Consider the following 22299-nt stretch of genomic DNA (forward strand, 5'->3'; position numbering starts at 1 on the left):
CACGGGTGACTCAGTCGGTGTGCCGGATCAAGGTGAGGTCCACACGCCGGGTCGCGGCGGTCAGCCCGACCACAGTGGCCGTGATCGCCAGAAGTGTGGCCGCCGCCAGCGCCGCCAGGTACGGCCACGGGACGCTGAGCTGGTCCGGCGGCGGGTCGAACACCCCGGCGAGGACCGTGACGAGGGTCTGGGACACGCCCCACCCCAGTAGGGCGCCCAGGACCAGGGCCGGAAGTGTGATCACCACCGCCTCGCCGGCGATGAAGCCGATCAGGTGCGCCCTCGTCGCACCCAGCGCGGTGGCGATGGTGAAGGACCGGCGGCGTTCTGCCAGCCCGAGAGCGAGGACGAGGCCGCCGGCCGCCGCGGCCAGCACCAGGGCGAAGGCGAGTTCTATCCGGGTGAGCCCTGTGAGGTTGACACTGGTGAGGCTCGATCCGACTGTGCCCCGCGCCGCGGTGATGTCGCTGACCTTCCCGTCACCGCCCAGCACGGCGCGGACGGCCCCCGCGACGGCTGCCGGATCGGAGCCGGTGGTGTCCAGGAGATACGCGCCGGGGGTGCCGCCTCCGGTGACCTGGTCGAGGTAGGCGGAGTTGGCGACGAGGAAGCTGTCAGTGGGCGCGGTCGGGAACTCCCTGACCACGCCGACATAGTGGAACGGCACGGTGACCTGCTGCCCGGTGCGGGTGTCGGTGAGGCGGAGCTGGATCAGGTCGCCGACGGTGAGCTGGAAGTCGGCGACCGTCTCGGCGGACACCAGGATGCTGTCGGGGCGGGCCGCGAGGGTGGCCATGAGCTGCGCGGCGGTGCCGCCGGTGACGTAGCTGTCGGACAGGTGCGTGACGGTCGTCGGTTGCACGCCGTAGAGGTCCTGCAGGTCCGCGCCGACGTAGGCGAAGCGATGTTCGAGGGTCTCCATGTGTCGGACGCCCGGGACTCCGGACAGTGTCGCGGTCAGATCGACGTTCTTCCCGGGTACGGGCGTCACGGTCACATCCGCGCCGTTCGTGAGCCGCGCGTCGACCTCCGCCTGGTGGGCGTAGGTTGCGTTGAATGTGGCCGTCGACGCCGCGAACGCGACCGCGACGGTCAGCAGCGCGATGGCGGTCGCGATCGGGCGGCGCTGCCGCGACAGGCTCGCCGCGACCGTGCCCGACAGGGGGCCGGCGAGCGGGCGCAACAGCCGACCGAGCGCGCCGCGTCCGTACCGCAGGGCGAGTTCGGCCAGCCGCCAGGTGGCCAGGCCCGCGCCGGTCCACAGCAGCGCCGGCACGGCGAACGCCCAGTAGTCCACCGAGACCCGCGGCACGCCCTCCGGGGCCAGCACCAGGTGGTACCCGGTGGTGCTCGTCGCCCACAGCAGCAGCGCCGCGCCGGCCAGGGCGGCGACGTCCAGTCCCAGCCGGGCCCACAGTGGCCGGCGGGTACGGCCGAGGGCGGCCCGGGCGGCGGTGACCGTGCCGGTGCGCAGGTCCCGCCAGGCGGGGATCAGCACCGCCCCGGCGGCGATCACGAGTCCGGTGAGCGCGGCGGCGGCCAGCCATCCGGCGAGCCCCGGTCCCGGGGGACCGAAGGCCAGACGGCCCACGACGACGGCCGCGCCGAGGCCGACGAGCGCGCCGCCGGTCCCGACGAGCGCGGCCTCGACGGCGGTGACCGCCAGGATCCGGCGGGCCGTGGCGCCCCGGGTGCGCAGGAGCGCCTGTTCGCGTCGGCGACGGGTCGCGCCGGCCGCGACGACGACCGTGGTCAACAGCCCGGCGAGCACGGCGCCGGGTACGGCCAGGAACAGGAACAGGAGGGTGGCGTACGCGGCGTCGGTGCGGGCCGCGTCGAGGGCGGCCGCGAGGTTGTCGCGGACCATCCCGGTGCCGGCGAGGCTGATCTCGGCGTGCCGCGACGCGGAGGCCGCCGTGACGAACGCCGACGCCGGATCGGCCGGCAGCGCGTGCGAACGCCGGGCGTGCAGCTGGGTGCCGACCAGGTCGGGCCTGGCCTGGGCGAGCGGGTCCAGCAGGCTGTGGAACACGTCGGCGGGCAGGAGCAAGACGTTGTCCGGCGGTGCCGAGGGAGCTGCCGCAGACGTCGGCACGGGTGCGAAGAGGGTGTCGGCGTGCGGCAGGTCGACGATCCCTGCGACGGTCACCTGGACCGGGGCCAGGCCGGGTCGCCCCACGGTGACGACGGACCCGGGGGCGGCGTGCAGGTTCGCGGCGGTCTGCTGGGCCAGCACGACCCCGGCCCCGTCGCCGGTGAGCGGCCGGACCATGGTCGGGAACGCGGCCTGGTAGCCGGCGGGCACGCCGACGACGACCGCCGCGCCGGTGGTGTGGGTGGCCCCACCGGCCTCGGTCGACAGCCCCGGCACGCGCGCGAATCCGACCGCCAGCACCGGGCCCACCGCCGGTTCGGCGGCCACGGTCGCGGCGGCCGTCGCCGGGTCGCCGGTCACCTGGACCTGCCAGTCCACGGGCACCCGGCCGCTGGCCCGGGCGGTCATGGTGCCGGCGGCGGTGGTCAAGAACCCGCCCAGGCAGGCCAGCAGCCCCACGGCGATGGCGATCCCGGCGGCCTGACCGGCGAGGCGCCCGGCCCGGCGGCGCAGCGTCGCGAACAGCCAGATCAGCACGGTGCCGCCCAACCGGTGCGCAGGTGACCGTCGCGCATGTGCCACCGCGTGCCCAGCCGGGCGGCGACGTCCTCGTCGTGGGTGGCGACGACCAGCGCCGCGTCGAGGTGCGCGGCTGCGGCCAGGAGCACGTCGAGGACGGCGGCGGCGGTGCCGGTGTCCAGTTGCCCGGTGGGTTCGTCGGCGAGGAGGAGAACGGGGCGGGTCGCGATCGCGCGGGCGATGACGACACGTTGGGCCTGCCCGCCGGAGATCTCCTCCGGGAGCCGTCCGGCCAACTCGTCGAGGCCGAGGAGTTCCAGGGCGGCGATGGCGCGCTTGCGGGCCTCGGCGGGTTCGTGGCCGCAGAGCAGCAGCGGCAGGGACACGTTCTCGGTGACGTCCAGCGCCGGCAGGAGGCTGGGGGCCTGGAACACCATCGCCACCGCGCCCGGCGGTCGTCGCGGGTCACCGCCCAGCCCGGGCCACTCGGCCTCCCCGGACGTGGGTGTCTCAAGGCCCGCGATCAGGTGCAGGAGTGTGGACTTCCCGGACCCAGACGCCCCGGACACGGCGATCCGGTCGCCCGGCTCGATCCGGCAGGTCGCCTCGGCCACCGCCGTGACGGCAGCGGCCCCCGCGCCGAAAGTCCGGCCCAGTGCCCGGCAGCGAAACAGCGCGCTCATCGGACCTCCTGCCCGTCGCGCAGGGTCAGCACCCGATCGGCGGTGCGGGCGATGACCGGACTGTGCGAGGCGACCAGGACCGCGATGCCCCGGGCGGCCCGCGCCGTCAACAGCCCGAGGACACGTTCCTCGGTATCGGCGTCGAGTTCCCCGGTTGGCTCGTCGGCGATCAGGACCTCAGGGTCGTTCGCCAGGGCGACGGCCAGGCCGGCGCGGGCCGCCTGCCCGCCGGACAGCTCCGCCGGGTACGCGCCACCGCGCCCGGCCAGCCCCACGGATTCGAGGAGGTCGGACACGTCCACCGGCCGGCGACCGGCGAGGGTGCGCACGAAGGCGATATTGCGCGCCACGGTGAGGTGCTCGAGCAGGTTGCCGTACTGGTACACCATCCCCAGGTGCGCCGCCCGCAACCGGGCCCGCTCGGCCTCGGTGCGGCCGGTGAGCCGGTGGCCGGCGACGTGCACCACCCCGCCGTCGGGCTCGTCGAGGCCCGCGAGGCAAGCCAGGAGGGTCGACTTGCCCGACCCGGACTCCCCCGCCACCACGACCCGTTCCCCCGCGGCCAGGCGCAGCGACACCCCGGACAAGGCGAGCACCTCCTCGCCGCCGGTGTGGAAGAACCGGTACAACCGGTCGGCCTGCAGGACCACCCCGGGCTCCGGCGCGGGCCGGTACCGCGACCCGGCCATCACAGCCACCGCAGGGAGTCGGTGACCGTGCGCCACGGGTCGACGTTGTCCGCGCCGTGCGGGCCGGCCAAAGTCACGGTGACCAAGTGTCCGGCGTGGAAGAACTGGTAGCGCGAGACGTCGTCGTTGACGACCTTCCCTGTCACCGGGTCCGCGGACGCGTCGGCCCGGTAGGTGACCAGCAGGGCCTCGCCGGCGTTGCCGGTCACCATCGACACGTCCCCGGGCGTGAAACCCCGCGACCCGGCCAGGGCCTGAAGGTCCGCGCGCCCCGAGGCGAGGTCCGGCGCGGCGGCCCGGGTGGACTCCTCGATCCGGATGGAGTTGAGCTTGTCGGCGAACAGCACCTCCGTGGCGGTGTCGGTCCGCGCCCAGCCCTCCGGGACCCGCACCACGAACACCCCCGACGCAGGCCTGTAGTCCACGAACGCCTGGTTGTCGGGGATGTCACCGGCCCCGCCGGCGTCACCGGACCGCGTCGAGCAGCCCGCCACCGCCACGAGCACCCCTAAGGCCACCAGCCCGAGCACGCTGCGCCTTGTCACGGACACGGTCATCCCCTTCGCCCAGCCCCGCCGTCCTGTCACCTGACGCTAGAAGTCTCAACCTGAGAAGACCCTGAACCACCCAAAATACGCACATCATCTGGCACCAAATGATGGGTCCAGGTTGAGTTCAGGCTTTCTCAGGCGCCCCGCAGGAGCATTGGACGCGCCGAAACGCGGGCTGATCGTCAGGACGAGGGCGGACCGCGCCGCACCCATGGACCCCACCGCCTGCCGCCGGGAGGAGAAGGTCTCCGCCGTGGCCACCGGCGACGCTGCGCCACAGCCCCGGCAGACCCAGCGCGCCGGCGAAACAACCCCTGTCGTCCCTGCGCCCAGCGCCGGGGATCGCAGGGCTCGATGGTGTGGCCGAGGAGGATGTCGTCCTCGATGTCGATGAGCCGGGACGGGTGACCCGACCGCCGCGGCCGCCCGCCGGAGACAGGCAGCCGCAGGTGATCACACGCCGGCGGCGGTGACGATGAAGTCGGTGGCGATCAATCACCGGCCAGCAAGTCCACACCCACCCAAGATCACGAACGATCGAGGTTAGTCCTAACTTTGGACTGGTCATTTATGATCGCGACGGCATGGGGAATCGTTGTCGGCGTGTGAAGGCCACCAACATGCCGAGCTGGGCCAAAGGCGAGAGAATGAGGCCCGATGAGACCCCGGGCGACGCTACGAAACGTATTTTCAAAGAGCATGGCATGGAGATTCCGCCGAAGAATCTCCGTGGTCCCGGGAGTGAGTGGAGCCAGACTCGCAAGGGCATCACCCGGGCTTAATATGCCTGAGTGAAGGAGGGATTGATGACCAAGCTCGATGATCTGAGCGGTGAGACAACCATCTGGATCGTGAGGCTCACGCTTCGTGATACATTCGGCTACTCGCTGTATGGTGGCGCCACTGATGAACATGAGGATCGTTTCTTGATGGTTGAGGGGCGGCTGGTCCTAGCTGCAAGCCCGAGTGATCTATGGGCGAAGTTGCCTTCGATTTCTCAGAGTTCTTTCGGGCGCGACAGCGATGAAGCGTTCGCGACGTTCCGAGCAGGGAGTCAAAAGGTCAACCCTCCTGACATTCTCGATGACTCAATCGCGCATTTCAACTTCAACGATGCGCTTTCCGCGCTCTCGAAGAACCTTGTATTCGAGGAGTCTGGTTCGTCTCGGATATTCCAGTGCCTCAATGCCGCGATCGACCTTGGTGAGCAGTTGGGGACTGAATCTCTAATATTTCAAACCGCGCGGGGTCCCGCTCTGTCGACACTGTACAAAGCCCTTTGGGGGACTGTAGATCAAGGTGATGTCGAACCGGATATGTGCCTCCGTGACATGCATCGGCTGATCGAACTGATCGAGGGTCTGATTGACCGCTAGCTTGGTGTTGGGCCTCGATGCCCTCTGTTGGCAAGTACCCCAGAGGAGGCCAATGCGCGCTTCTAGCGGCGCCCAGTCGACTACATGGGCGCGCCCCTGCCATCCCACGAGCTGTCGCGGGTCGTTGAGGTCATTACCCATACCGCTTTCACTCCCGCTGGTTTGCGTCTTGACCCTCAGATCACAAATGGTGCTCTCCTCCAGAGCGCACTAGAGAAGGCACCATTTGTGATTCTAGCCTGCGAAACGAGGCGATCCTCCAAGGTGCTCAGTGATGGCCAATCGTTGCGACCCTTGAAGCAATTCGAGAAGGCAGTCCGTCATAGTGCCCGGAAAGGCTTCCCATTGGCTCCCCGTGCCGTCAGTGACTACGACACTCCAGTCATCGGGCTCACCCTCAGCTAGCCACCAGAAGTAAATTTGCTCTTCATAGTTACCCCAAGGGATGAGTGTACGACCGGGCTCCGGATAGATGGAGAACGGAAAGTCCGGTGTCAATTCAAGGAAACTCGCCACAGAACGGCTAACATTCTCCCATTCATCCTCAACACCAAAATCGGATTCCGGATGTCGAATGAAAAGGGCGTCCTGGAACGCCACAGGCGGGAACTCCATGCAGAATCTCTTGAAGTCGAGCGGAAAGGGATGCCCCGCCGCCTCCTCGATCTCTCCCCAATCGATGCTGTCGAGGTCAAGGTAAGTGCCCCACCAAGAAACCAGCTCACGCAGCTCGGCAATGTTAGCGTCCATATTCAATCACTCGCCCATCCTTCAAGCGACTCACATTGTCCACCGGCGTGGTCCGGCATCCCGGCTCTTCGAAGTTAGTGGGGGTCGAGGTGTCCGCCGCGTGCGGGTTACTCTGTGATGGCCTGGATGAGTTGCTCGGTGGTACCTCGTGACTGCGCGCTTCGGACGTGGTCCATATAGTCCCGGGATTCCACGATCTTCCCGTCTCGGATTCGCATCACGAACACACATGGGATGGCGAACGGTTCCCCGCTGGCGATCACTGTGCCCTGGTACTCGAACTCGGCCACGATCACCTCAGGGTCTGTGGTCTCGTGCACGGCGGTGACTACCGGCCTGCGCTTGATCGGTGACGTGCTGCCCGCTGGTGGCGTGAAGTGTTGTTGGATGGCCGCCCGGCTCAATAGTGGACCGGACCGGTACGGATCGAATGGGTGCGAGATGTGGGTGTCCTCGGCGTACAACTCGGGGAGGTCCGTCCAGCGCTCCTCGCACACTCCGTTAACCAGGTTCAGGAAGACTTCTCGTGGGCTCAGCATCGGACAACCGTAACGATCGGCCTCCGGGCGGGCAACGAAGAAGGTGGGGTCGGCCCGGTCTGCGGCGGCCTCGGGCGCACAGGGCCCGTGACCGTCCGTGATCATTGCGGTGTTGAGACTGAATGATCACTATGGACAGTCACGGGCTCGTCCGACGATACGACACGACTGCTGGGCCTTGCTGGCCTGGCCGTCGTTGGGGTCGAAGATGGAACAGATGGTAGGCCGGTGGTGCACCTGGTCCTCGATGACCTCACCGCCCTGCCCACGGCGATCAGCGCACCGATCCTGGCCACCTGGAATGCCAAGGAAGACCTCCTGGACCTCCTCGCCCTAGCCCGCAGCCAGCCTGATCGGGAACACATCGCCGACCGGCTCTACCGGTTCTACTACCACTGCGCCCACTCCGGCCTTCCCGAACTCAAACGCCTCGCCATCACCGTCCAGACATGGTGGCCACAGATCCTCGCGTTCATCGCGACAGGCATCACCAACGCCGGTTCTGAGGGCACGAACCGGGTGATCAAGACCATCGCACGAGACGCCTACGGAATCAGGAACCCCGTCAATCAGCGACTACCAACCCGCTGCGCCACCACCCGACGAGGACGCGGACACCTCGACCCCCACCAACTTCGAAGAGCCGGCATCCCTGGCTACTGGAACAGACCGTGACACTCAAGTAATCCGGCACCACGTTGCTGCCATACATTTTCAGGCGCGCCCGACGAGCATCGGGCGCGCCGGGGTGCAGTGCTGATCGTCGAGGACGAGGTCCGTCTCGCGGAGAGCGGGGTGCAATGCGCCCGGGCGGGCGACGACGCCAGGTCAGGGCAGCGTGCCGGGATCGGCAAGCGGGTCGGCGCGGGCCGGTGTGCCGGACTGCTGACGCAGCCAGCCCTGCGCGGCACACAACGCGAAGCCCGCTGCCAGTCCCACGAGATGTTCGCGTTGGGACAGGCCGTTGAAGACCGCGATCTCCACGGCGTCATAGACCACGAGGGTCACGGCCAGCCACGTCATGCCCCGCGACCAGGCGACGTAGCCGATCAGGCAGATCACGGCCGCCGAGGGCCCGGCGTCGGGGAAGTGCCGGAAGTGCCCGTCGAGGCCGATCGGGTCCTCCATGGCGATCCACGCCCGCGCCGACACCGTGGCCAAGACGTGCCCGGCGAAGGCGACGGCGACGGTGGCACGCCACCCGAGGAGCACCTGCGCGGCCCCGAAGACGACCGCCACCTGCACGACCGCGAACGCGAACGGCAGCATCTGCGCGGGGGCGAACATCGACAGCGGCAGCTTCATCGCGAGCACAGCCCACGGGTCGCTGGCGCGGGGAACCGCCGCGGCGAACACCCAGCCCCGCAACCCGTGCGTCCGGAAGGCGAGCGCCAGCACCACGACCGCCAGGCCGCCGGCCGGGCCGAGCCACCACGACCGCCACTGTCCGCGCCGCACCGCCCGCGCCGGTGGCCCGATGAGCGGCCCCAGCTGGCGCTTGCCCCATCGCCGCGCCATGCGGATCGCACGCACCTTGCCGAATTGCCCCATCCGGCCTCCCACCCGCCACGCTCGGATACCGCGCCGCCAGGCCCTACTGCCGCCCATGTCCATCGTCGCCCCGGAGCGCCCGGCACCGCTACCCGCCGCGCCCAACTAGGGACGAACGGGTACATCTCACCTCCTCCTCGCGGCGCCGGTCTCCTCCGTATGGCGGCCGAGTCCGTCGAGGTGCGGGTGCGGGTCACAGCGCCGGGGAGGAGTTCTGCGATGGGCTGACCGGCGGCGTCGTAGCTGGTGATCCACGTGCGGTCGGCGGGACGGTCAGTCCCCGGAGAACCCCCAGAACGCGACCTCGACGGGCTCGCCGTCCTGGAACAGCACGACGCACCGCCCGGTCCAGCGGTCGCCGAGTAGACCTTGGACACCCCTGGCATGTTCGCCAGCAACTCGATCCCAGTCCGCTCTGGTCGGCTGGTCGGCGCCAAAGACTCGCATGACGGTCTCAGCGTCGACGGGGCTGATCCCATCCTGGCCGATGCTCGGGACATCCAAGATCGAATGAGTCCCGTTGGTGCCCAAGAACTCGTGATAGACCTCGCTACCCCACAGTTCTGCGAGCGTGGCCGGCTGGGGTAGCTTCCAGCGGTCGAGCTCGGTGCGGAACCACGGCTCGCCACCATCGAACATCTTCTGGTGAAGTGCGGCCAGACTCGATCCGATGTCGCCCCGGTATGCCGTCACGTAGTCCCATCCCGAAGGTCCCACTGCCAACGCCCTTCGTCGGATCCGCCACCTCGCTTGATCGGATGGTTCGGCGAACGTAGCACCCGGCTCTGACAGGAATCTCTGCAAACGGGTCGGGGTCAACGGCCTCGACGCCGAGTAGACGAGGCGCAGCGTCGAGTCCGGTGTGGCCACCTGCCCAGATCGCTCACGGAATGTGCGCGATGGTCGGGCTCGGCGGGAGCGGGTGCGTCTGCGGGCGGCGGGCATGTTCGCCTCTGGGATGTCTGCGGTCGAGGTGGCCTGCGTGTTCGAAGTGTCGGTCGACCTACCAGTGGCGGCGTGCCTTCGCCCGGTTCCTCGACGGCGTCCACCAGCACCTGCGCGGCCCGATCGTGCAGGTGCTGGGACGGACTACCGGCCCACCGGTCGGCCGCGATGCGCAAGTACATCGCGGCCCGACCCTGGCTGCGCGTGTTCTACCTACCCGCCTACGCACCTGAGCTGAACCCGACCGAGAACGTCTGGTCAAACATGAAACGCTCCATGGCCAACCTCGCCTCAGGCACCGTGACCAACCTCGCCCGGATCGCGAAGAACCGACTCAAGGCCATGCAATACCGGCCCGACCTCATCAACGGCTTCCTCGCCGCCACCGGCCTGGCCCCACCCTGACCAGGCCCTGACCCACAAAGCTCAGTAGGGTGGGGTATGCGATCGGTGGTGTTCAACGGGGACCTGGGCAGTGGGAAGAGCACCGTGTCGGTGCTGCTGGCCGAGCGGCTGGGGCTGCGTCGGGTGAGTGTCGGCGATCTGTACCGGGAGCTGGCAGCTCAGCGCGGCATGACGGCATTGCAGCTCAACTTGCACGCCGAGCTCGACGACAAGATCGACCACTACGTGGACCAGTTGCAGGCCGACATCGCCGCGTCCGGGGAGCGCTTGGTGGTGGACAGCCGGCTCGCCTGGCACTTCTTCACCGATGCGGTCAAGGTGCACCTGGTCACCGACCCAGCGGTGGCCGCGCACCGAGTGCTCGGCCGGCCGGCGTCCACGGTTGAGAGCTACCGCTCGGTCGCCGATGCCCGGGAGCGGTTGGCCAGCCGGAGCGACAGCGAACGGGCCAGGTTTCTGGCCCGGTACAACGTGGACAAAGCCGACTGGGCTAACTACGACCTGATCTGTGACAGCACCCGCGCCGCGCCGACCGAGATCGTGGACCGCATCATCGACTCTCTGGACCGCGACGCCCCCGGTCCCGTCTGCTTCCTGGACCCACACCGACTGCACTGCGGCCCCCCAGACGGCGATCTCGTGGTATCCCAGGACCTCCAGGTCCGATCCGGTCAACACTTGGTCGACGCAGCCGCCGACCACTCTCTGATCCGCGCGTACCTGGCCTAGTACTGCAACCCGAATCGCGCCGTTTGCGCCGTTTTACCAGCGTGAGGACGGTGGAACCAAGCGCCCCCCAACATCACCCAAAAGTCACATTGGATCCGAACCAGACCCCGACCCACGAAGCTCAGTAGCACGCGGCACTGACAGGCATTTCTGCAATTGGGTCGACTGCCAGCGGCCTTGACCCCGAGGTGATGACGCTCAGCGTCGAGTCCAGAGCCGCCACCTATCTACTTGCCCCTGAAAAACTCGTGGGCTGGGCGGTCGTTGTTCTGGGCATGTTGAGGTCAACGACCGCCTGGTCAGCATCGTGGGATGGGTTGCCGCAGGAGCTGCTGCGGTTGCCAGTGGAGTTAGCGCAGGTCGACGGTCTGCTGGATGATGCGCGGTTCGTCGAGCCGTTCCGGCCGTACTTCGATTCCTCACGCGGCCGGCCGTCGACCCCGATCGACACGTACTTGCGGTTGATGTTCTTGAAGTTCCGCTTCCGGCTGGGCTATGAGTCGCTGTGCCGGGAGGTCGGTGACTCGATCTCCTGGCGCAGGTTCTGCCACCTCGGGTTGGGCGAGCGGGTGCCGCATCCCACAACGCTCATGAAGATCACCACCCGGTGCGGGGCGGCGGCGGTGGCCCGGTTGAACGAGGCCCTGCTGGACAAGGCGGTGGAAGGCAAGGTGCTGCGGGTGGGAAAAGTGCGGGCCGACACCACCGTGGTGTCGGCCAACGTTGAGCACCCCACCGATTCCGGCCTGTTGGCCAAGGCGGTCACCAAGACCAGCCGGCTGGTCCGGCGGATCAAGGCGGCTGGTGGCGCACCTCGGACCCGCTGTCCTGACCGCTCCAGGGCGGCTGGGCGCCGAGCCCGCCAGATCGCCTCTCGGCTGCGATTACGGGTCGGCAAGGACGAGGCCCAACAGATCGTGCGGCGCATCACCGGAGAACTGGCCGACCTCGCCGAGCACGTCAGCGCAGACGCCGATGCAGTGCTACGCAACGCTTTCCGGGCCCTCAGCAAGGCCCGTGGGCCGGTGGCAGGCAGACTTCGCCGGGCAGCCGACGAACTCGCGTCCCTCCTGGCCCGCACTGGCCAGATCATCACCCAGACCCGCTCCAGGCTGGCCGGCGTCATGCCCGACTCGGCTACCCGCGTCATCAGCCTGCACGACGTCGACGCCCGCCCGATCGTCCGAGGGCGTCTGGGAAAACCCGTGGAGTTCGGCTTCAAAGCCCAGGTCGTCGACAACGAAGACGGCATCATCCTCGACCACACCATCGAGCTCGGCAACCCTGCCGACGCCCCGCAACTGGCACCCGCCATCGCCCGCATCGCGGCCAGAGCCGGGCGGGTGCCTCGCGCGGTCGCCGCTGACCGCGGCTACGGAGAAGCCCGCGTCGAGGCCGCGCTGCACGACCTCGGAGTCCGCATCGTCGCGATTCCCCGCAAGGGCCAGCCCGGCCCTGCCCGCCAAGCCGTCGGAGAAACGACGCGGTTTCCGCGACCTCATCAAGTGGCGCACCGGCTGCGAAGGACGCATCAGCCACCTCAAACGCCGATCCGGATGGGACCGCGCCCTCCACGACGGCCTCGCAGGCGCCCGCACCTGGTGCGGACACGGCGTCTTCACCCACAACCTCATCAAAATCAGCGCCCTGACAGCCTGAACAACCCAAAAGGCCCAGACAACACCCGAAGGCACCACCCGAACTCATGAGTTTTTCAGGGGCAAGTATCTAGTGCAGCGTCAGGGAATCGTCGCCCTGTCTGTGGCTCGCGGGTAGCGTTGGCGGGTGCCTGATGCGATCTTCTCTCACTCTCGTCTTGCGGCTATCTATGACGCTTTCGACGGGAACCGCGTCGATCTGGACGCCTACGTCGCGATCGCTGACGAGTTGGCTGCGAGGCTTGTCCTTGATGTTGGTTGCGGGACTGGGAACCTGGCGATTCGGCTGGCCGAAGGCGGGCGCGGTGTCGTGGGTGTGGACCCGGCCGAGGCGTCACTGGCGGTCGCGAGGTCAAAGGACGGGGCCGCGGCGGTCACCTGGATCTGCGGCGACGCGACGGCGCTGCCGGCTCTGGGCGCCAATCTCGCGCTGATGACCGGGAACGTGGCGCAGGTGTTCCTCACCGACGACGAGTGGGCAGGCACGCTCCGCGCTGTCGGTTCCGCGGTGCGGCCGGGCGGCCACTTGGTGTTCGAGACCAGGCGGCCCGAGCATCAGGCCTGGCGGGAGTGGGCTGCCGACACCGATCCGGTGGTCTTGGACGTCCCGGGAGTCGGGATGGTGGAGCAGCGCCGGGAGGTCACCGCGGTTGATCTGCCGTTCGTCTCCTTCCGCTTCACCTACCGGTTCGCCTCTGACGGCGCGGTCGTGACCTCGGATTCGACGCTGCGGTTTTGGGGCCGCGACGAGGCGGAGTCGAGTCTTGTCGCCCACGGCTATCGCGTGGTGGATGTGCGCGACGCCCCCGATCGCCCGGGACGGGAGTTCGTGTTCATCGCCGAGCGTGCCGCCGCCTGACGCTGGGTGTCTGTCAGGCGACCTTCACCCTGGCCACCACCGATGGAGTTCACCGCACCGCGCATTCGCGTCGCCGCCTATGTCATCCGCCACCGCCACTGCCAGCCCGAGCTTTTGATCTTCGACCACGTCGACATGCCCGAAGCCGGAACCCAGGTTCCCGCCGGCGGCGTCTCGCACGGAGAAACCCTGCAAGACGCGGTACTCAGGAAAATCCTGGAGGAGACCGGAATAGCCGACGTCAGGATCGTCACCGCGGTAGGTGTCGAGGACAAACCCCACCCCCGGACCGGGGCACCCCGCCGCACCACCTTCATTCACGCCGAAGCCGGCCCTGACAGCGCCGACGGCTGGCGGCACCATGTCCACGGCGACGGCGAGGACACGGGGATGGAGTTCGACTGCTGGTTTCAGCCCCTTCCCCTACCGGCACGACTCGCCGACCACCAGGACGTCTTCCTCAACCGCATCGAACCTAACTGGGCAGCACCGCAAGACCGCGCTCAGTAAAGGTCAAGGAGTAAACCGCAGCAACGCGCGGAGCTGGACTGCCGCGGTCAGCCTGGCGGGGCGAAGCCGTGCGGGAAGACCAGGTCGGGGTGCACGCTCGAGCGCCATTCGACGATCGGCGCCCCGGTGAGTCGTTCCCACTCCTTGAGCGCTGTCTCGAGGCGCTCCCGCGAATGGCCGGTGGTCCACTCTCCCGAAGTGAGCGTGACCATCGCCTGTGCCTCGGCGAGTCGGGCCCGGTCCTGTTCGTCGAACTCCACCACCGACCCGTAGTAGAAGGTGATCGCGGTCCCGGGTGACGTGTCGTCGACAGCGCAGTCGAGGTACACGCCCGTCACGACCGCGTCGCCCGCGACGTCGAGGCGCAGGTCCGCCGTGAGGATCGCGGGCTGGGCTTCGACGGTCCGGACAACCTCACGGGAAGGGCCGAGCCACATCAGATCGACGACGACGTGGGTCGCGGTCACCAGGTCGGCGAACCCGGTGAGGAAGGCGCTCACCGCGGCGTCCGGGTGCGTGCCTCCCCCGGCGTCCTGGCTGATCGTCCAACTCCCGACCCGGCGAGGGCCCGAGGAGACGCTGGCCTGTGCGCGGTCACTACGTCGCGGGTTCATTCCTGACGCTCATTCGTTCTGCCGGGCACCACCGCAGGTGGCAACCCGGGACTGGGCGCCGGCGCGGCCCTGGGCCGCAGCACCTCGGTGAAGGGGCCGTTCACCTGGCCGTCGGCGGTGCGGACCATGAACGACCTCTTGATCTGCCCGTCAGCCAGGTCCTTGTACATCACCTCAAGGTAGTCGATCTGACTGAGGCGAGCGTTCGGATCGGAAGGAGCACCGCGCATCTTGCCGCGCAGGAAACTCTCGACCTGGGCCCGGTCCATGCCGGCCGGGGACTGGGAGGCGTCGACGATGATGTCACCGCGTTGGGCCCCGGTGGGGTCGGCGGCCTTGATCTGTTTGTTCGCGGTGCTCACATCGGTGTTCAGGCTGTTGCGGGTAATCGGCTCCGTCGCGCGGTTTTTCACCTCGACCTTGACCGGATCATTGGCGGGCGGTCGGGCACCAGGGTGCTGCGCGTCGATGTCGGGGTTCCTGACCCCCGCGTTCTCCTTCGGGGTGGCAAGGCCGGTGTCGTATCCGGCGTCCGCGTACCGCTCCGCCGTCCTGAGCTCGGCGATCGCGTCGGCGTCGCCGGCCCGGGCCCGGGCCAGCCTGGCGTCGAGGTCCCCGCCCACCCCTTTCGCCCGCAGCCGCGTCTCCCACGCCGCGAAGTCGACATCGCCGGTCGGCGTCCGTGGAACGTCCTGGGGGACCTCCGGCCGCGGCCGCCCGGGACCCGGCTCCACCTCCTTCGCACCGCCGGCCACCCGCTCCCAGGCTCCTTTGAGGCCACCCTTCAACCCGGTCCACATCTCCACCGCGACGCCGCCGACACCCTCGCCCATCCTGGGGAACAGGCCCCGCCATCCGCCCGGCACCTCCACAGGGCGGGTGAAGGCGCCGCCGGGCGGGCCCTTGATCGCCGACCGCACACCCAGGACGATCGACACCAAGGTGACCGCGCCGAGCACGCCGCGTTCGGTGCGGTCGGCGGCGCTGAGCTGGCGGTCAGTGAACAGCTCCTTGCCTCTGATCCCCTCGATGATGCCCGTGATGCCCACCGTGTCCGACAACGCCATCAAAATGATCATTCCGGGGCGGCCCTGGAGTTCCCGTTGCCGGGAGCGTTGAATCAGCGAATAGATCAGACCGGCGGCCAGCAAGATGGCACCGGCGATCATCACGGCGGTCCAGGCGGTGAGAAACACTCCGAACATCGCCGCGATCGCGGCCACCACCAGCGCGACCACCACCATGACCACCAGGCCGATGGCGATCTGGACCAGCGCCCGGCCCAGACCGGCAAGCCAGCCCTGGTCGACCTGTTCGCCGGCCTCACGGGCCCGGGTATTCACATCGTCGGTACGCGGCCGACTGGCCTCCTCGATCCCCCGGTCGGCGGCCTGCCGCACCCCCCGCCGGTGTTGGCCGCTCATATCAGCTAGCTGCGCGCGCGCCTCAGACACCGCCCGGTCGACCTCCCCGAGCACGCCGTCACAGGTCTCCGAGTGCCGCGCGCGCAACCCGGCCGTAATTTCAGCGGCCTGCGCGGCGCGGCTCGACGTGACCTGCCCGACCATCGCGGTGAAACCGGCGACGACCTGATCGTGCTGGCCACCGACCCGCTCCAGCAGCGTGCCAGCGGAAGTGTCGAAGCTGGTGGTGACGGCGGTGAACTGCTCGCCGGCGCCCTGGGCAGCGACCGACAGCTGGGCACCGGCCCCGATAGCCAAGGCGGACATGCCCGCCCGGGCGGCCTGAGCCTGCTCAGCCACGCCGGGAAGGAAAGGCCGCTGCACTGGCGACAGGACAGCCGTAGTCTCCTCCGTCGTGTTGTCGAGCTCCCGGTGCACACTCTCGACACCGGCACCGAGCTCACGCTCAGCGCCGGCGATCCCGGTATCCAGCTCAGCGAGCGATTGGCGGGCGGCGGTCTCCAGCTGTTGCCCGGCGACCGTGGCCGCCGCCTCGACCCCGGCGAGGTCCTGGCGTAGCCGGCCGTCGACGGCGGCCGTCACACCCGCCAGGCCGGTGCGCACCGTGCCCTGGGCCTGGGCGCCGGCGTCGCGGAGTTCAGCGATCAGAGCCTGCTCCGCCTCGGCGAGTTTGCCGAGGACGCCACGGACGTACTCGGCACAGCGCCGCGTGTGCTCGGCCGTGTTGCCCCGCAGCTCCGCACCGATGCTTGTCTTCTTGGCCCGGATATCGGCCGCGCTGTCCCGACCCACCTTGCGGGCCGCGTCGCGCTGTTTGGGTTTCGGGTCCTCCGAGCCGGGGAACCGGTCCGCCTCGGCTTCCCCGCCCCGCTCACAGGCCACAGCCTGAGCTTCAAGCTCCGCCACCGCCCGGGCCGACTCCGCCTCCGCCGCCGCCTGCGCGCCCGTCCCCTCGGCGCCGGACGCGTCAGTGAGGGTCCGGCGACGCTCCGCCAGCGCCGCCCGCGCCTCGGCGATCCGGGACTGGGTAAGCTGCCCGAGCGCTGCGACGTCCTGCTCGACATCGCCAGCGAGAGCGGCCTTCGCCCGCTCCGCGCCCGACTGCAACATGGCCTTCTTGCCCTGCGACCGTTGGGTCAACTCGGCACGGCGGGCGGCGAGCCTCGCCTGCACTGTCGCCTTCTGCTCCTGCCCATGCCGGCGCACCGCGGCCCGATGCGTCTCGGCATCGGCGGTGACCGCCATCTTGTGCCGCTCACCCTCACTCGACAGCCCAGCGACCTCCGCGTCGGCCTGCGCCTTGCGCTCCGCCGCAGATCGGGTGTCAGCAAGATCAGCCAGCAGGTCCTCTTCCGGAGGGGCACTGGTCGGCAGTTGAGCACGCAACGCGTCCGGCGCGCTCGGAGCCACCAGAACCGCCGCGGTCTGCTGAGCGGGCGCGGGCGGCGTGACCGCCGGCTCTCCGCCCGCCACCACGGGTGATCCGGCGCGGGCGGTGGACAGAGCAGCCGAGATCTCCTGCTTGCCGCGCACCCGGTGTTCTGCCAGTCGGCTGGGGGCTGGACGAGTAGGCCCGGCCCGTGGCTCCGGCTTCGGCACGGGCGGCGGGGCCACAGCCGGGTTTTGCGGGACGAGCAGGTGCGCGCCGCTGGCGGTCGGGCGCGCTTGCACATTCTCGAACCCGGTTACCTCGCTGATCTCCGCCCGAATCACCGACTGGTCCAAAACGTCGCGTGGGTTCGTCCCGGGCGGCGCAGGGGGGTTCCGCTGCGCGAGGGCCCCTGCCACGGCCCGATTTCCAGCTAGGCGTTGCAGCCGGGTCACGCTGGCCGAACCCACCTCAGCCTCCCGTGACGGCCGGCGGACCGCAGTGGCCTCGTGCTCAGGTGCATCGTCGCCCCGCCGACCACGCTCCAATGCGCACCCCCACAACATGACAGACAGTCACATTCTCTGACAAGGCATCCGGGTGGGACCGAAGCCACGGGGCAGACTTTCGGGCAACGGACCAGACCGATTGGTCCGGTGCTCGGCCTGCCACCACCGCGTTGTCCAGTGGGGCACATCGGAGTCCTCCTGCGATCCTCAAGACTCGATTCTTATTCGGAAAGCCCGAAGCCGCATCCGTTGCGGTGGGATACTTTGCGGGCAGTTCTCGGTACAGCCCAACTGCCCATTCATCGATTAGCCCGCACGTCCACATGCGACTGGAGGCGGCAGTGGCAGACCAGACTGGGCTCTTCGGTGGCCTGTTGAATCAGATTTGCCCGGGCGTAATCTGCTGTGCGAGTTCGCGGGCGGTCGCCTGTGCGGGCAGTAGGCGGCTCAATGGCAGCCGCATGTCGGGACCCCGCTGGTCGTGTTTCCAGCCTTGCCACACTGCCTGCTGGACGCAGCGCGCGACCCACTCCTGCACAAGACGCCGGGGAACCCGTGAGTTAGCCAGAAACACGGCCATGGGCAGCAGGACTATCAGCTTGGCTCCGTCAGCTTTCGCCGTTTGAACCACCACAGCGGGCTGCCGACGACGCTCGTGCTCGACCCAGGCACTGGTCCACCGCAGCCGACCGCGGCCACTCCAGGCGGACAGCGGACGGGCCTTGCGAGTCGGCAATGCCACGCGACGATGGTACGTCCGCATGTCCAGACCAGCCCAACGGCTTCATGCACCCGTGTGCAACAAGCCAAATCGTTGAGGGTCCGCGTCGGCCGCCGCCGCCACGCAGCCACCGCCGACCACCCAGCGCGTGAGCCAGTGAACCAGGAAAATGGCTGAAGTGACGTTGGAGTACTAGAGCGGCTCGATGATCTCCTCGCCCTCACCGTCCGGCGGGTCGAACCGCGCGAAGAAGTCACCGAGCGCATCCTCGGTGACCGCGAGCGCGTTGGCGTCGGCCCGCCGGTTGCGCTCCTGCAACCGGCGGAGTAGTTCAGCCCGCTCAACCCGAAAATACAGCAGACGCCAGGTCCCACCGTGGGCCTCGACAAGCTGCTTGTAATTATCACGGTCCGCGCGGCGCCACAGGCCCTGATCCAACACCACTGACCGTCCGGCCTCCACGAGTTCGACCAGCCGCCTGCGGACCTCTTCTACGACAGGGCGTTCCCGCGCGAAGTACTCGTCCTCCGGATAGTCGATGCCGTACCTGCCGTGCCGGGCGAAGACCTCCTCGTCCACCGACAGACGCACAAGGCCTTCGGCCTCCAGCTTCTGCGCGTAGGTGGTCTTCCCGGAACCCGTCAGACCAGCCAGCAGCACGACCACGGGCTTGTCCACGCAGACCTCCGCCACTAAATAGTGATGCCAAATGCTATCGGCATCGGTGTGTTATGGCCGGTCACGGCGTCGGAGAACCTCGGCGTGTTCGGGAGTTCTTGGCGGCGCGCCGACGGCCATCGAGCGATTGTCGACTCGTCAGTGGTACCACCTTGATCTCCACGTCCCCACTGAGGACGCGATGATCACCATGACTTCAGCGTCCCGGAGCCAGCGCGCGCGACATAGATCGTCTTACCTGCAACTCAACCTCCCCTGGTTCTATGGACTGGAGTCCACAGTGAACTTCCGGGGTGTGGTGGGCTTTCAACTACGGCTAATAGATCGGGTGGGGGGCTGTGCTGACCAGGTCGCCGGCACAGCCCCGCACAACTCAGCAGTACTCGCTGGCCACGCAGACCCGGCTGGCCGCCTTGCCCGCGAGCGCAGCGATCTGTTCCTGGTTGCCGATGAGTTCCACGGTGTAGTCATAGACCTGGAAGATCAGGTGGTAGGTCACGCCCTCCGGCCGGGTGATCTTCCACGTGACCGACCGGTCGCCGACCGTGTCCACGCTGATCCGCTCGAACTTGTGCCCGGCGGGCGGGCTGCAGGCGGTCCCGAACGCCTCCCAATGGTCCATCAACCGGTTCGCGGAAGTCTGACCTATCGCCTGGGTCACCGACTCACGGAGCTCGACCTTGCCATCCCGGAGGTAGTCCTGGAACCGGCCGAGGAGCCGGCCCAGGGGAACCTCGTAGCCAGGGCCGCAGTTCGACCCGTACGAGGTGATGGAGTTGCCGGTCTTCGTGTGCTCGATCTCGACCCCCTGCCCCACGTCCTCGGGCTGGAGCATGGCAGCTTCCGGCAGGTTGCCCGGGTAGCCGCTGCCCGCAGGGATCGTCGGGTCGGGCAGCGGCGTCCTGCGGTTCGGCGCGCTGCTGGCCACGGGGACCGGGCTCGTCTGCGTGGGGCTGGTCGAGGCCGCGAAGGTTCCCGGCGGTGTCTGGCCGCCGGCGCGCTGACCGGCGACGGCCACCCCGACGCCGCCGACGACCAACATCGCCGCCACCCCGGCGGCCACGGCCACCCGGTTGCGGACCTTGCGGCGCCTGCCGGCCGCCTCAACGCTGGCCACCGTCGGCGCGACGAACCGTCCCGGGGCGGTGTCCCGGTAGACCAGCAGGGCAGGCAGGACCACCATCTCCTGGTCGGCGTCGTACTGCGGGTCGGTCATGACAGGCCCCCTTCGGTCGGAGCGTCGGCGAGCAGAGTCGCGAGCCTGGCCCGGCCGCGGTGCAGCCAGGACAGCACCGTGCCGCGCGCGACGCCCAGCTCGGTGGCGATGGTGGCGACCGTCAGATCGCCGAAATAATGCAGGACGATCGCCCGGCGCTGCTGGGCCGGGATCTGCCGGAGCGCGGCGACGAGGGCCACATTGTCCGGGCCGAGCGCCTCGACCGTCTCGGCACGAATACCGCGACGGAGCACCCTGTTGTGCAGCACGATCCGCCGCCAGCGGCTGGTGGCCATGTTCCAGGCGACCCGGCGCACCCAGGCGACGGGCTCCTCGTACCGGCTAACCTGGCCCCAGCGGCTCCACGCCCGCAGCAGCGCCTCCTGTACGACATCCTCGGCCTCCGCGGCGTCGCCCAGATAGGCGCTGAGCTGGGCGGCGAGCCGGCCGTAGCAGGCGTGGTAGAACTCGTTGAAATCAGGCGGTTTGGTGCGGGCCGCGACGGGTGACTCTACTTCCAGCACCGCTACTCCCCTCAGTCAGCTGCGGCCCGCCAGCTACCCCGGCGCGCTCAACACCCTAGACACGAGGAGCTGACCCGCGTGATTGCGCGGCACACCCGCCACCTGGCGCCAGCCGGCCACACGTGGCGGGCCGGGCCTGCCGGAACTGGGACCAGCCATCCGCCGTCGGTGCCGGTAGTGGGCCTGGGTGATCTCGTGGTGGCTGCCCATTTCGACGCCCTGATCCCAGGTCAGCGACCGCGCCATGTGGGCCGGCAGTCCGGTCACCGCCTGGGCGAAGACGTCGCGGAGGTGCTCGGCGGCCTTTCCATGGGATACGTGCAGCAGCTTCAGGAACCGGGTCGAGCGTTCGACCAGTGTTCCGATGGCCGACCGTCGGTGTCGACGACCTAGACGGCAAGGATCTCGCTGGATCCGTCTTCTGTGGTGAACATGTCAGCAGAGACGATGAGGTAGGTGGCGCAGATGCCTGCGGTTGCAACGGGCGGGACAATCAGCACATGACCGATCGAGAAGTGCACGGTGACAGGCCCGCGGGGACCGGGGATCGTGAGCCGTCGCGGGAGGAGATGTGGCGAGCCGCCGTCGCGCTGGGGGTGTTCGTTCGCCGATGGAACCTTCCGCTCAGTCCCGAAGACGCCGACGAGATCGCCTACGCGGTCCTGCGACAAGCGCGGTCGGCTCACACCGATGACGAGATCCTTGCTGCGGTACAGACACAGATCGATCAGCACGAAGAGTGCGCGCGGCGCCTGTACGAGGCGATGCGTTCCGCCGGCGATCCGCACGAAGTGCCGTCCCCACATGACCGACCACCCGGCACGTCGCTCCCGGAGCCCAAACGTGCCTGACCTGGTTGTTTACGCTCTCGGGCCGGGTGTGGGTTCGGTCCGCTGACCGAGGGCACTGTGCTGGAGGACGCTACCGGGAATGTCGGCGCGCCCGGAGGATCGTCGTGTCAGCTCGACGAATTCGGCGCGCAGCTCCGTGGCCGGTTCGCCCAGGACGATCGAGCTGAGCACCACCTCGAGCATCACACGGTCGAATTCGTCGGAGGTGCGCTTGTAGTGGTCGGGGTCAGATTCCACCAGTGCGCTGCTGATCCGCCATCCGCCTTCAACGGCGGCGAAAGTGGCCTGGTAGATGCGATTGCCGGTCCAGCTGCGGTGCATGAAGGCGGTGACGCCGCTGGTGTGGACGTTCCATTTCTCGTCCATGTCCTGCGCCCGGTAGCCGGCGCGGATGCGGGTCCAGTCCCGCTCCGACCAGACACGGGCCGGGAGGAGCGGCATGGTTTGAGGCATATGGATCTGCTGATCGCACGCGTCTGGATCGCTGTCGGCTCGCACAACCGGAATGGTAGGAGACGATGAGGCGGTCTCACC

The 22299-nt window shown here is 68.6% G+C and carries 19 protein-coding genes and 3 pseudogenes; 7 read left to right on the forward strand and 15 right to left on the reverse strand.

Going from position 1 to position 22299, the window contains the following annotated elements; genetic code table 11:
* Window positions 1–10 precede the first annotated feature (10 nt).
* Genes IW245_RS11960 through IW245_RS11975 form a run of 4 tightly spaced genes read right to left on the reverse strand, consistent with a single transcriptional unit; the run spans window position 11 to window position 4537 of the window.
* Window positions 11–2632 carry an FtsX-like permease family protein gene (locus tag IW245_RS11960; protein WP_197003248.1) on the reverse strand — a complete coding sequence of 874 codons (2622 nt, stop codon included), beginning with the start codon at window positions 2630–2632 and terminating at the stop codon, window positions 11–13.
* On the reverse strand, window positions 2626–3297 hold the full coding sequence (locus tag IW245_RS11965) for an ABC transporter ATP-binding protein (protein ID WP_197003249.1): 672 nt from the start codon (window positions 3295–3297) through the stop codon (window positions 2626–2628). The genes IW245_RS11960 and IW245_RS11965 overlap by 7 nt, the downstream gene beginning before the upstream one ends.
* Window positions 3294–3986, reverse strand: a complete 693-nt coding sequence (locus IW245_RS11970; protein ID WP_197003250.1) for an ABC transporter ATP-binding protein — start codon at window positions 3984–3986, stop codon at window positions 3294–3296. The genes IW245_RS11965 and IW245_RS11970 overlap by 4 nt, the downstream gene beginning before the upstream one ends.
* Window positions 3986–4537: a hypothetical protein gene (locus tag IW245_RS11975; RefSeq protein ID WP_197003251.1), complete on the reverse strand. Its 552-nt coding sequence runs from the start codon at window positions 4535–4537 to the stop codon at window positions 3986–3988. The genes IW245_RS11970 and IW245_RS11975 overlap by 1 nt, the downstream gene beginning before the upstream one ends.
* Window positions 4538–5343: 806 nt before the next feature.
* Between IW245_RS11975 and IW245_RS11980 the strand changes: the two genes are divergently transcribed.
* A complete protein-coding gene (locus tag IW245_RS11980) occupies window positions 5344–5913 on the forward strand; it encodes a hypothetical protein (protein WP_197003252.1) in 570 nt (189 codons plus the stop codon).
* A 234-nt stretch (window positions 5914–6147) separates the two neighbouring features.
* Here the strand turns inward: IW245_RS11980 and IW245_RS11985 are convergent, their stop codons facing one another.
* Both IW245_RS11985 and IW245_RS11990 read right to left on the reverse strand, forming a co-directional pair.
* Window positions 6148–6663, reverse strand: a complete 516-nt coding sequence (locus IW245_RS11985) for a hypothetical protein (protein ID WP_197003253.1) — start codon at window positions 6661–6663, stop codon at window positions 6148–6150.
* A gap of 107 nt (window positions 6664–6770) precedes the next feature.
* Window positions 6771–7307, reverse strand: coding sequence for a nuclear transport factor 2 family protein (locus IW245_RS11990; protein ID WP_231398773.1), 537 nt, complete (start codon window positions 7305–7307; stop codon window positions 6771–6773).
* Between the two features lie 141 nt (window positions 7308–7448).
* Between IW245_RS11990 and IW245_RS11995 the strand changes: the two are divergent.
* Window positions 7449–7877, forward strand: a pseudogene (locus IW245_RS11995) (transposase); the annotation flags it as partial.
* 153 nt (window positions 7878–8030) lie between these two features.
* Here IW245_RS11995 and IW245_RS12000 read toward each other — a convergent pair.
* Both IW245_RS12000 and IW245_RS12005 read right to left on the reverse strand, forming a co-directional pair.
* Complete coding sequence (locus IW245_RS12000) at window positions 8031–8720, reverse strand: hypothetical protein (RefSeq protein ID WP_197003254.1); 690 nt, start codon at window positions 8718–8720, stop codon at window positions 8031–8033.
* A gap of 306 nt (window positions 8721–9026) precedes the next feature.
* Window positions 9027–9446, reverse strand: coding sequence for a hypothetical protein (locus IW245_RS12005; protein WP_197003255.1), 420 nt, complete (start codon window positions 9444–9446; stop codon window positions 9027–9029).
* A gap of 324 nt (window positions 9447–9770) precedes the next feature.
* Between IW245_RS12005 and IW245_RS12010 the strand changes: the two genes are divergently transcribed.
* The 5 genes and pseudogenes from IW245_RS12010 to IW245_RS12030 all read left to right on the forward strand — a co-directional run bounded on the left by IW245_RS12010 (window position 9771) and on the right by IW245_RS12030 (window position 13859).
* Window positions 9771–10103: a transposase gene (locus IW245_RS12010; RefSeq protein ID WP_443673909.1), complete on the forward strand. Its 333-nt coding sequence runs from the start codon at window positions 9771–9773 to the stop codon at window positions 10101–10103.
* A 36-nt stretch (window positions 10104–10139) separates the two neighbouring features.
* Window positions 10140–10811: pseudogene (locus IW245_RS12015) on the forward strand (AAA family ATPase); the annotation flags it as partial.
* Between the two features lie 296 nt (window positions 10812–11107).
* A pseudogene (locus tag IW245_RS12020) lies at window positions 11108–12491 on the forward strand (ISNCY family transposase).
* 126 nt (window positions 12492–12617) lie between these two features.
* Window positions 12618–13349 carry a class I SAM-dependent methyltransferase gene (locus IW245_RS12025; protein ID WP_197003257.1) on the forward strand — a complete coding sequence of 244 codons (732 nt, stop codon included), beginning with the start codon at window positions 12618–12620 and terminating at the stop codon, window positions 13347–13349.
* Between the two features lie 42 nt (window positions 13350–13391).
* Window positions 13392–13859 (forward strand): NUDIX hydrolase, encoded by a 468-nt coding sequence (locus IW245_RS12030; RefSeq protein ID WP_197003258.1) that lies wholly within the window; start codon window positions 13392–13394, stop codon window positions 13857–13859.
* 47 nt (window positions 13860–13906) lie between these two features.
* On the opposite strand, the gene IW245_RS12035 is transcribed toward IW245_RS12030, so the two are convergent.
* From IW245_RS12035 to IW245_RS12065, 7 genes are all read right to left on the reverse strand, one after another.
* On the reverse strand, window positions 13907–14473 hold the full coding sequence (locus tag IW245_RS12035; protein WP_197003259.1) for a hypothetical protein: 567 nt from the start codon (window positions 14471–14473) through the stop codon (window positions 13907–13909).
* Window positions 14470–17430, reverse strand: a complete 2961-nt coding sequence (locus IW245_RS12040; RefSeq protein WP_197003260.1) for a hypothetical protein — start codon at window positions 17428–17430, stop codon at window positions 14470–14472. The genes IW245_RS12035 and IW245_RS12040 overlap by 4 nt, the downstream gene beginning before the upstream one ends.
* Window positions 17431–18688: 1258 nt before the next feature.
* Window positions 18689–19174: a P-loop nucleotide/nucleoside kinase family protein gene (locus IW245_RS12045; protein WP_197003261.1), complete on the reverse strand. Its 486-nt coding sequence runs from the start codon at window positions 19172–19174 to the stop codon at window positions 18689–18691.
* Between the two features lie 373 nt (window positions 19175–19547).
* Window positions 19548–20390, reverse strand: a complete 843-nt coding sequence (locus IW245_RS12050) for a hypothetical protein (protein ID WP_197003262.1) — start codon at window positions 20388–20390, stop codon at window positions 19548–19550.
* A complete protein-coding gene (locus tag IW245_RS12055) occupies window positions 20387–20914 on the reverse strand; it encodes a SigE family RNA polymerase sigma factor (protein ID WP_197003263.1) in 528 nt (175 codons plus the stop codon). The genes IW245_RS12050 and IW245_RS12055 overlap by 4 nt, the downstream gene beginning before the upstream one ends.
* A 389-nt stretch (window positions 20915–21303) precedes the next feature.
* Complete coding sequence (locus tag IW245_RS12060) at window positions 21304–21720, reverse strand: hypothetical protein (RefSeq protein WP_197003264.1); 417 nt, start codon at window positions 21718–21720, stop codon at window positions 21304–21306.
* A gap of 54 nt (window positions 21721–21774) precedes the next feature.
* Window positions 21775–22263, reverse strand: a complete 489-nt coding sequence (locus IW245_RS12065; protein WP_197003265.1) for a hypothetical protein — start codon at window positions 22261–22263, stop codon at window positions 21775–21777.
* Between the last annotated feature and the right edge of the window lie 36 nt (window positions 22264–22299).

This window comes from Longispora fulva (assembly GCF_015751905.1).
Lineage (GTDB): Bacteria > Actinomycetota > Actinomycetes > Mycobacteriales > Micromonosporaceae > Longispora > Longispora fulva.

Coding starts and splice junctions, on each gene's coding strand:
- IW245_RS12060 (WP_197003264.1), bottom strand. CDS start 21,720: ATGTGGGGACGGCACTTCGTGCGGATCGCCGGCGGAACGCATCGCCTC.
- IW245_RS12000 (WP_197003254.1), bottom strand. CDS start 8,720: ATGGCGCGGCGATGGGGCAAGCGCCAGCTGGGGCCGCTCATCGGGCCA.
- IW245_RS11965 (WP_197003249.1), bottom strand. CDS start 3,297: ATGAGCGCGCTGTTTCGCTGCCGGGCACTGGGCCGGACTTTCGGCGCG.
- IW245_RS11990 (WP_231398773.1), bottom strand. CDS start 7,307: ATGATCACGGACGGTCACGGGCCCTGTGCGCCCGAGGCCGCCGCAGAC.
- IW245_RS12030 (WP_197003258.1), top strand. CDS start 13,392: ATGGAGTTCACCGCACCGCGCATTCGCGTCGCCGCCTATGTCATCCGC.
- IW245_RS12050 (WP_197003262.1), bottom strand. CDS start 20,390: ATGACCGACCCGCAGTACGACGCCGACCAGGAGATGGTGGTCCTGCCT.
- IW245_RS11985 (WP_197003253.1), bottom strand. CDS start 6,663: ATGGACGCTAACATTGCCGAGCTGCGTGAGCTGGTTTCTTGGTGGGGC.
- IW245_RS12035 (WP_197003259.1), bottom strand. CDS start 14,473: ATGAACCCGCGACGTAGTGACCGCGCACAGGCCAGCGTCTCCTCGGGC.
- IW245_RS11970 (WP_197003250.1), bottom strand. CDS start 3,986: ATGGCCGGGTCGCGGTACCGGCCCGCGCCGGAGCCCGGGGTGGTCCTG.
- IW245_RS11980 (WP_197003252.1), top strand. CDS start 5,344: ATGACCAAGCTCGATGATCTGAGCGGTGAGACAACCATCTGGATCGTG.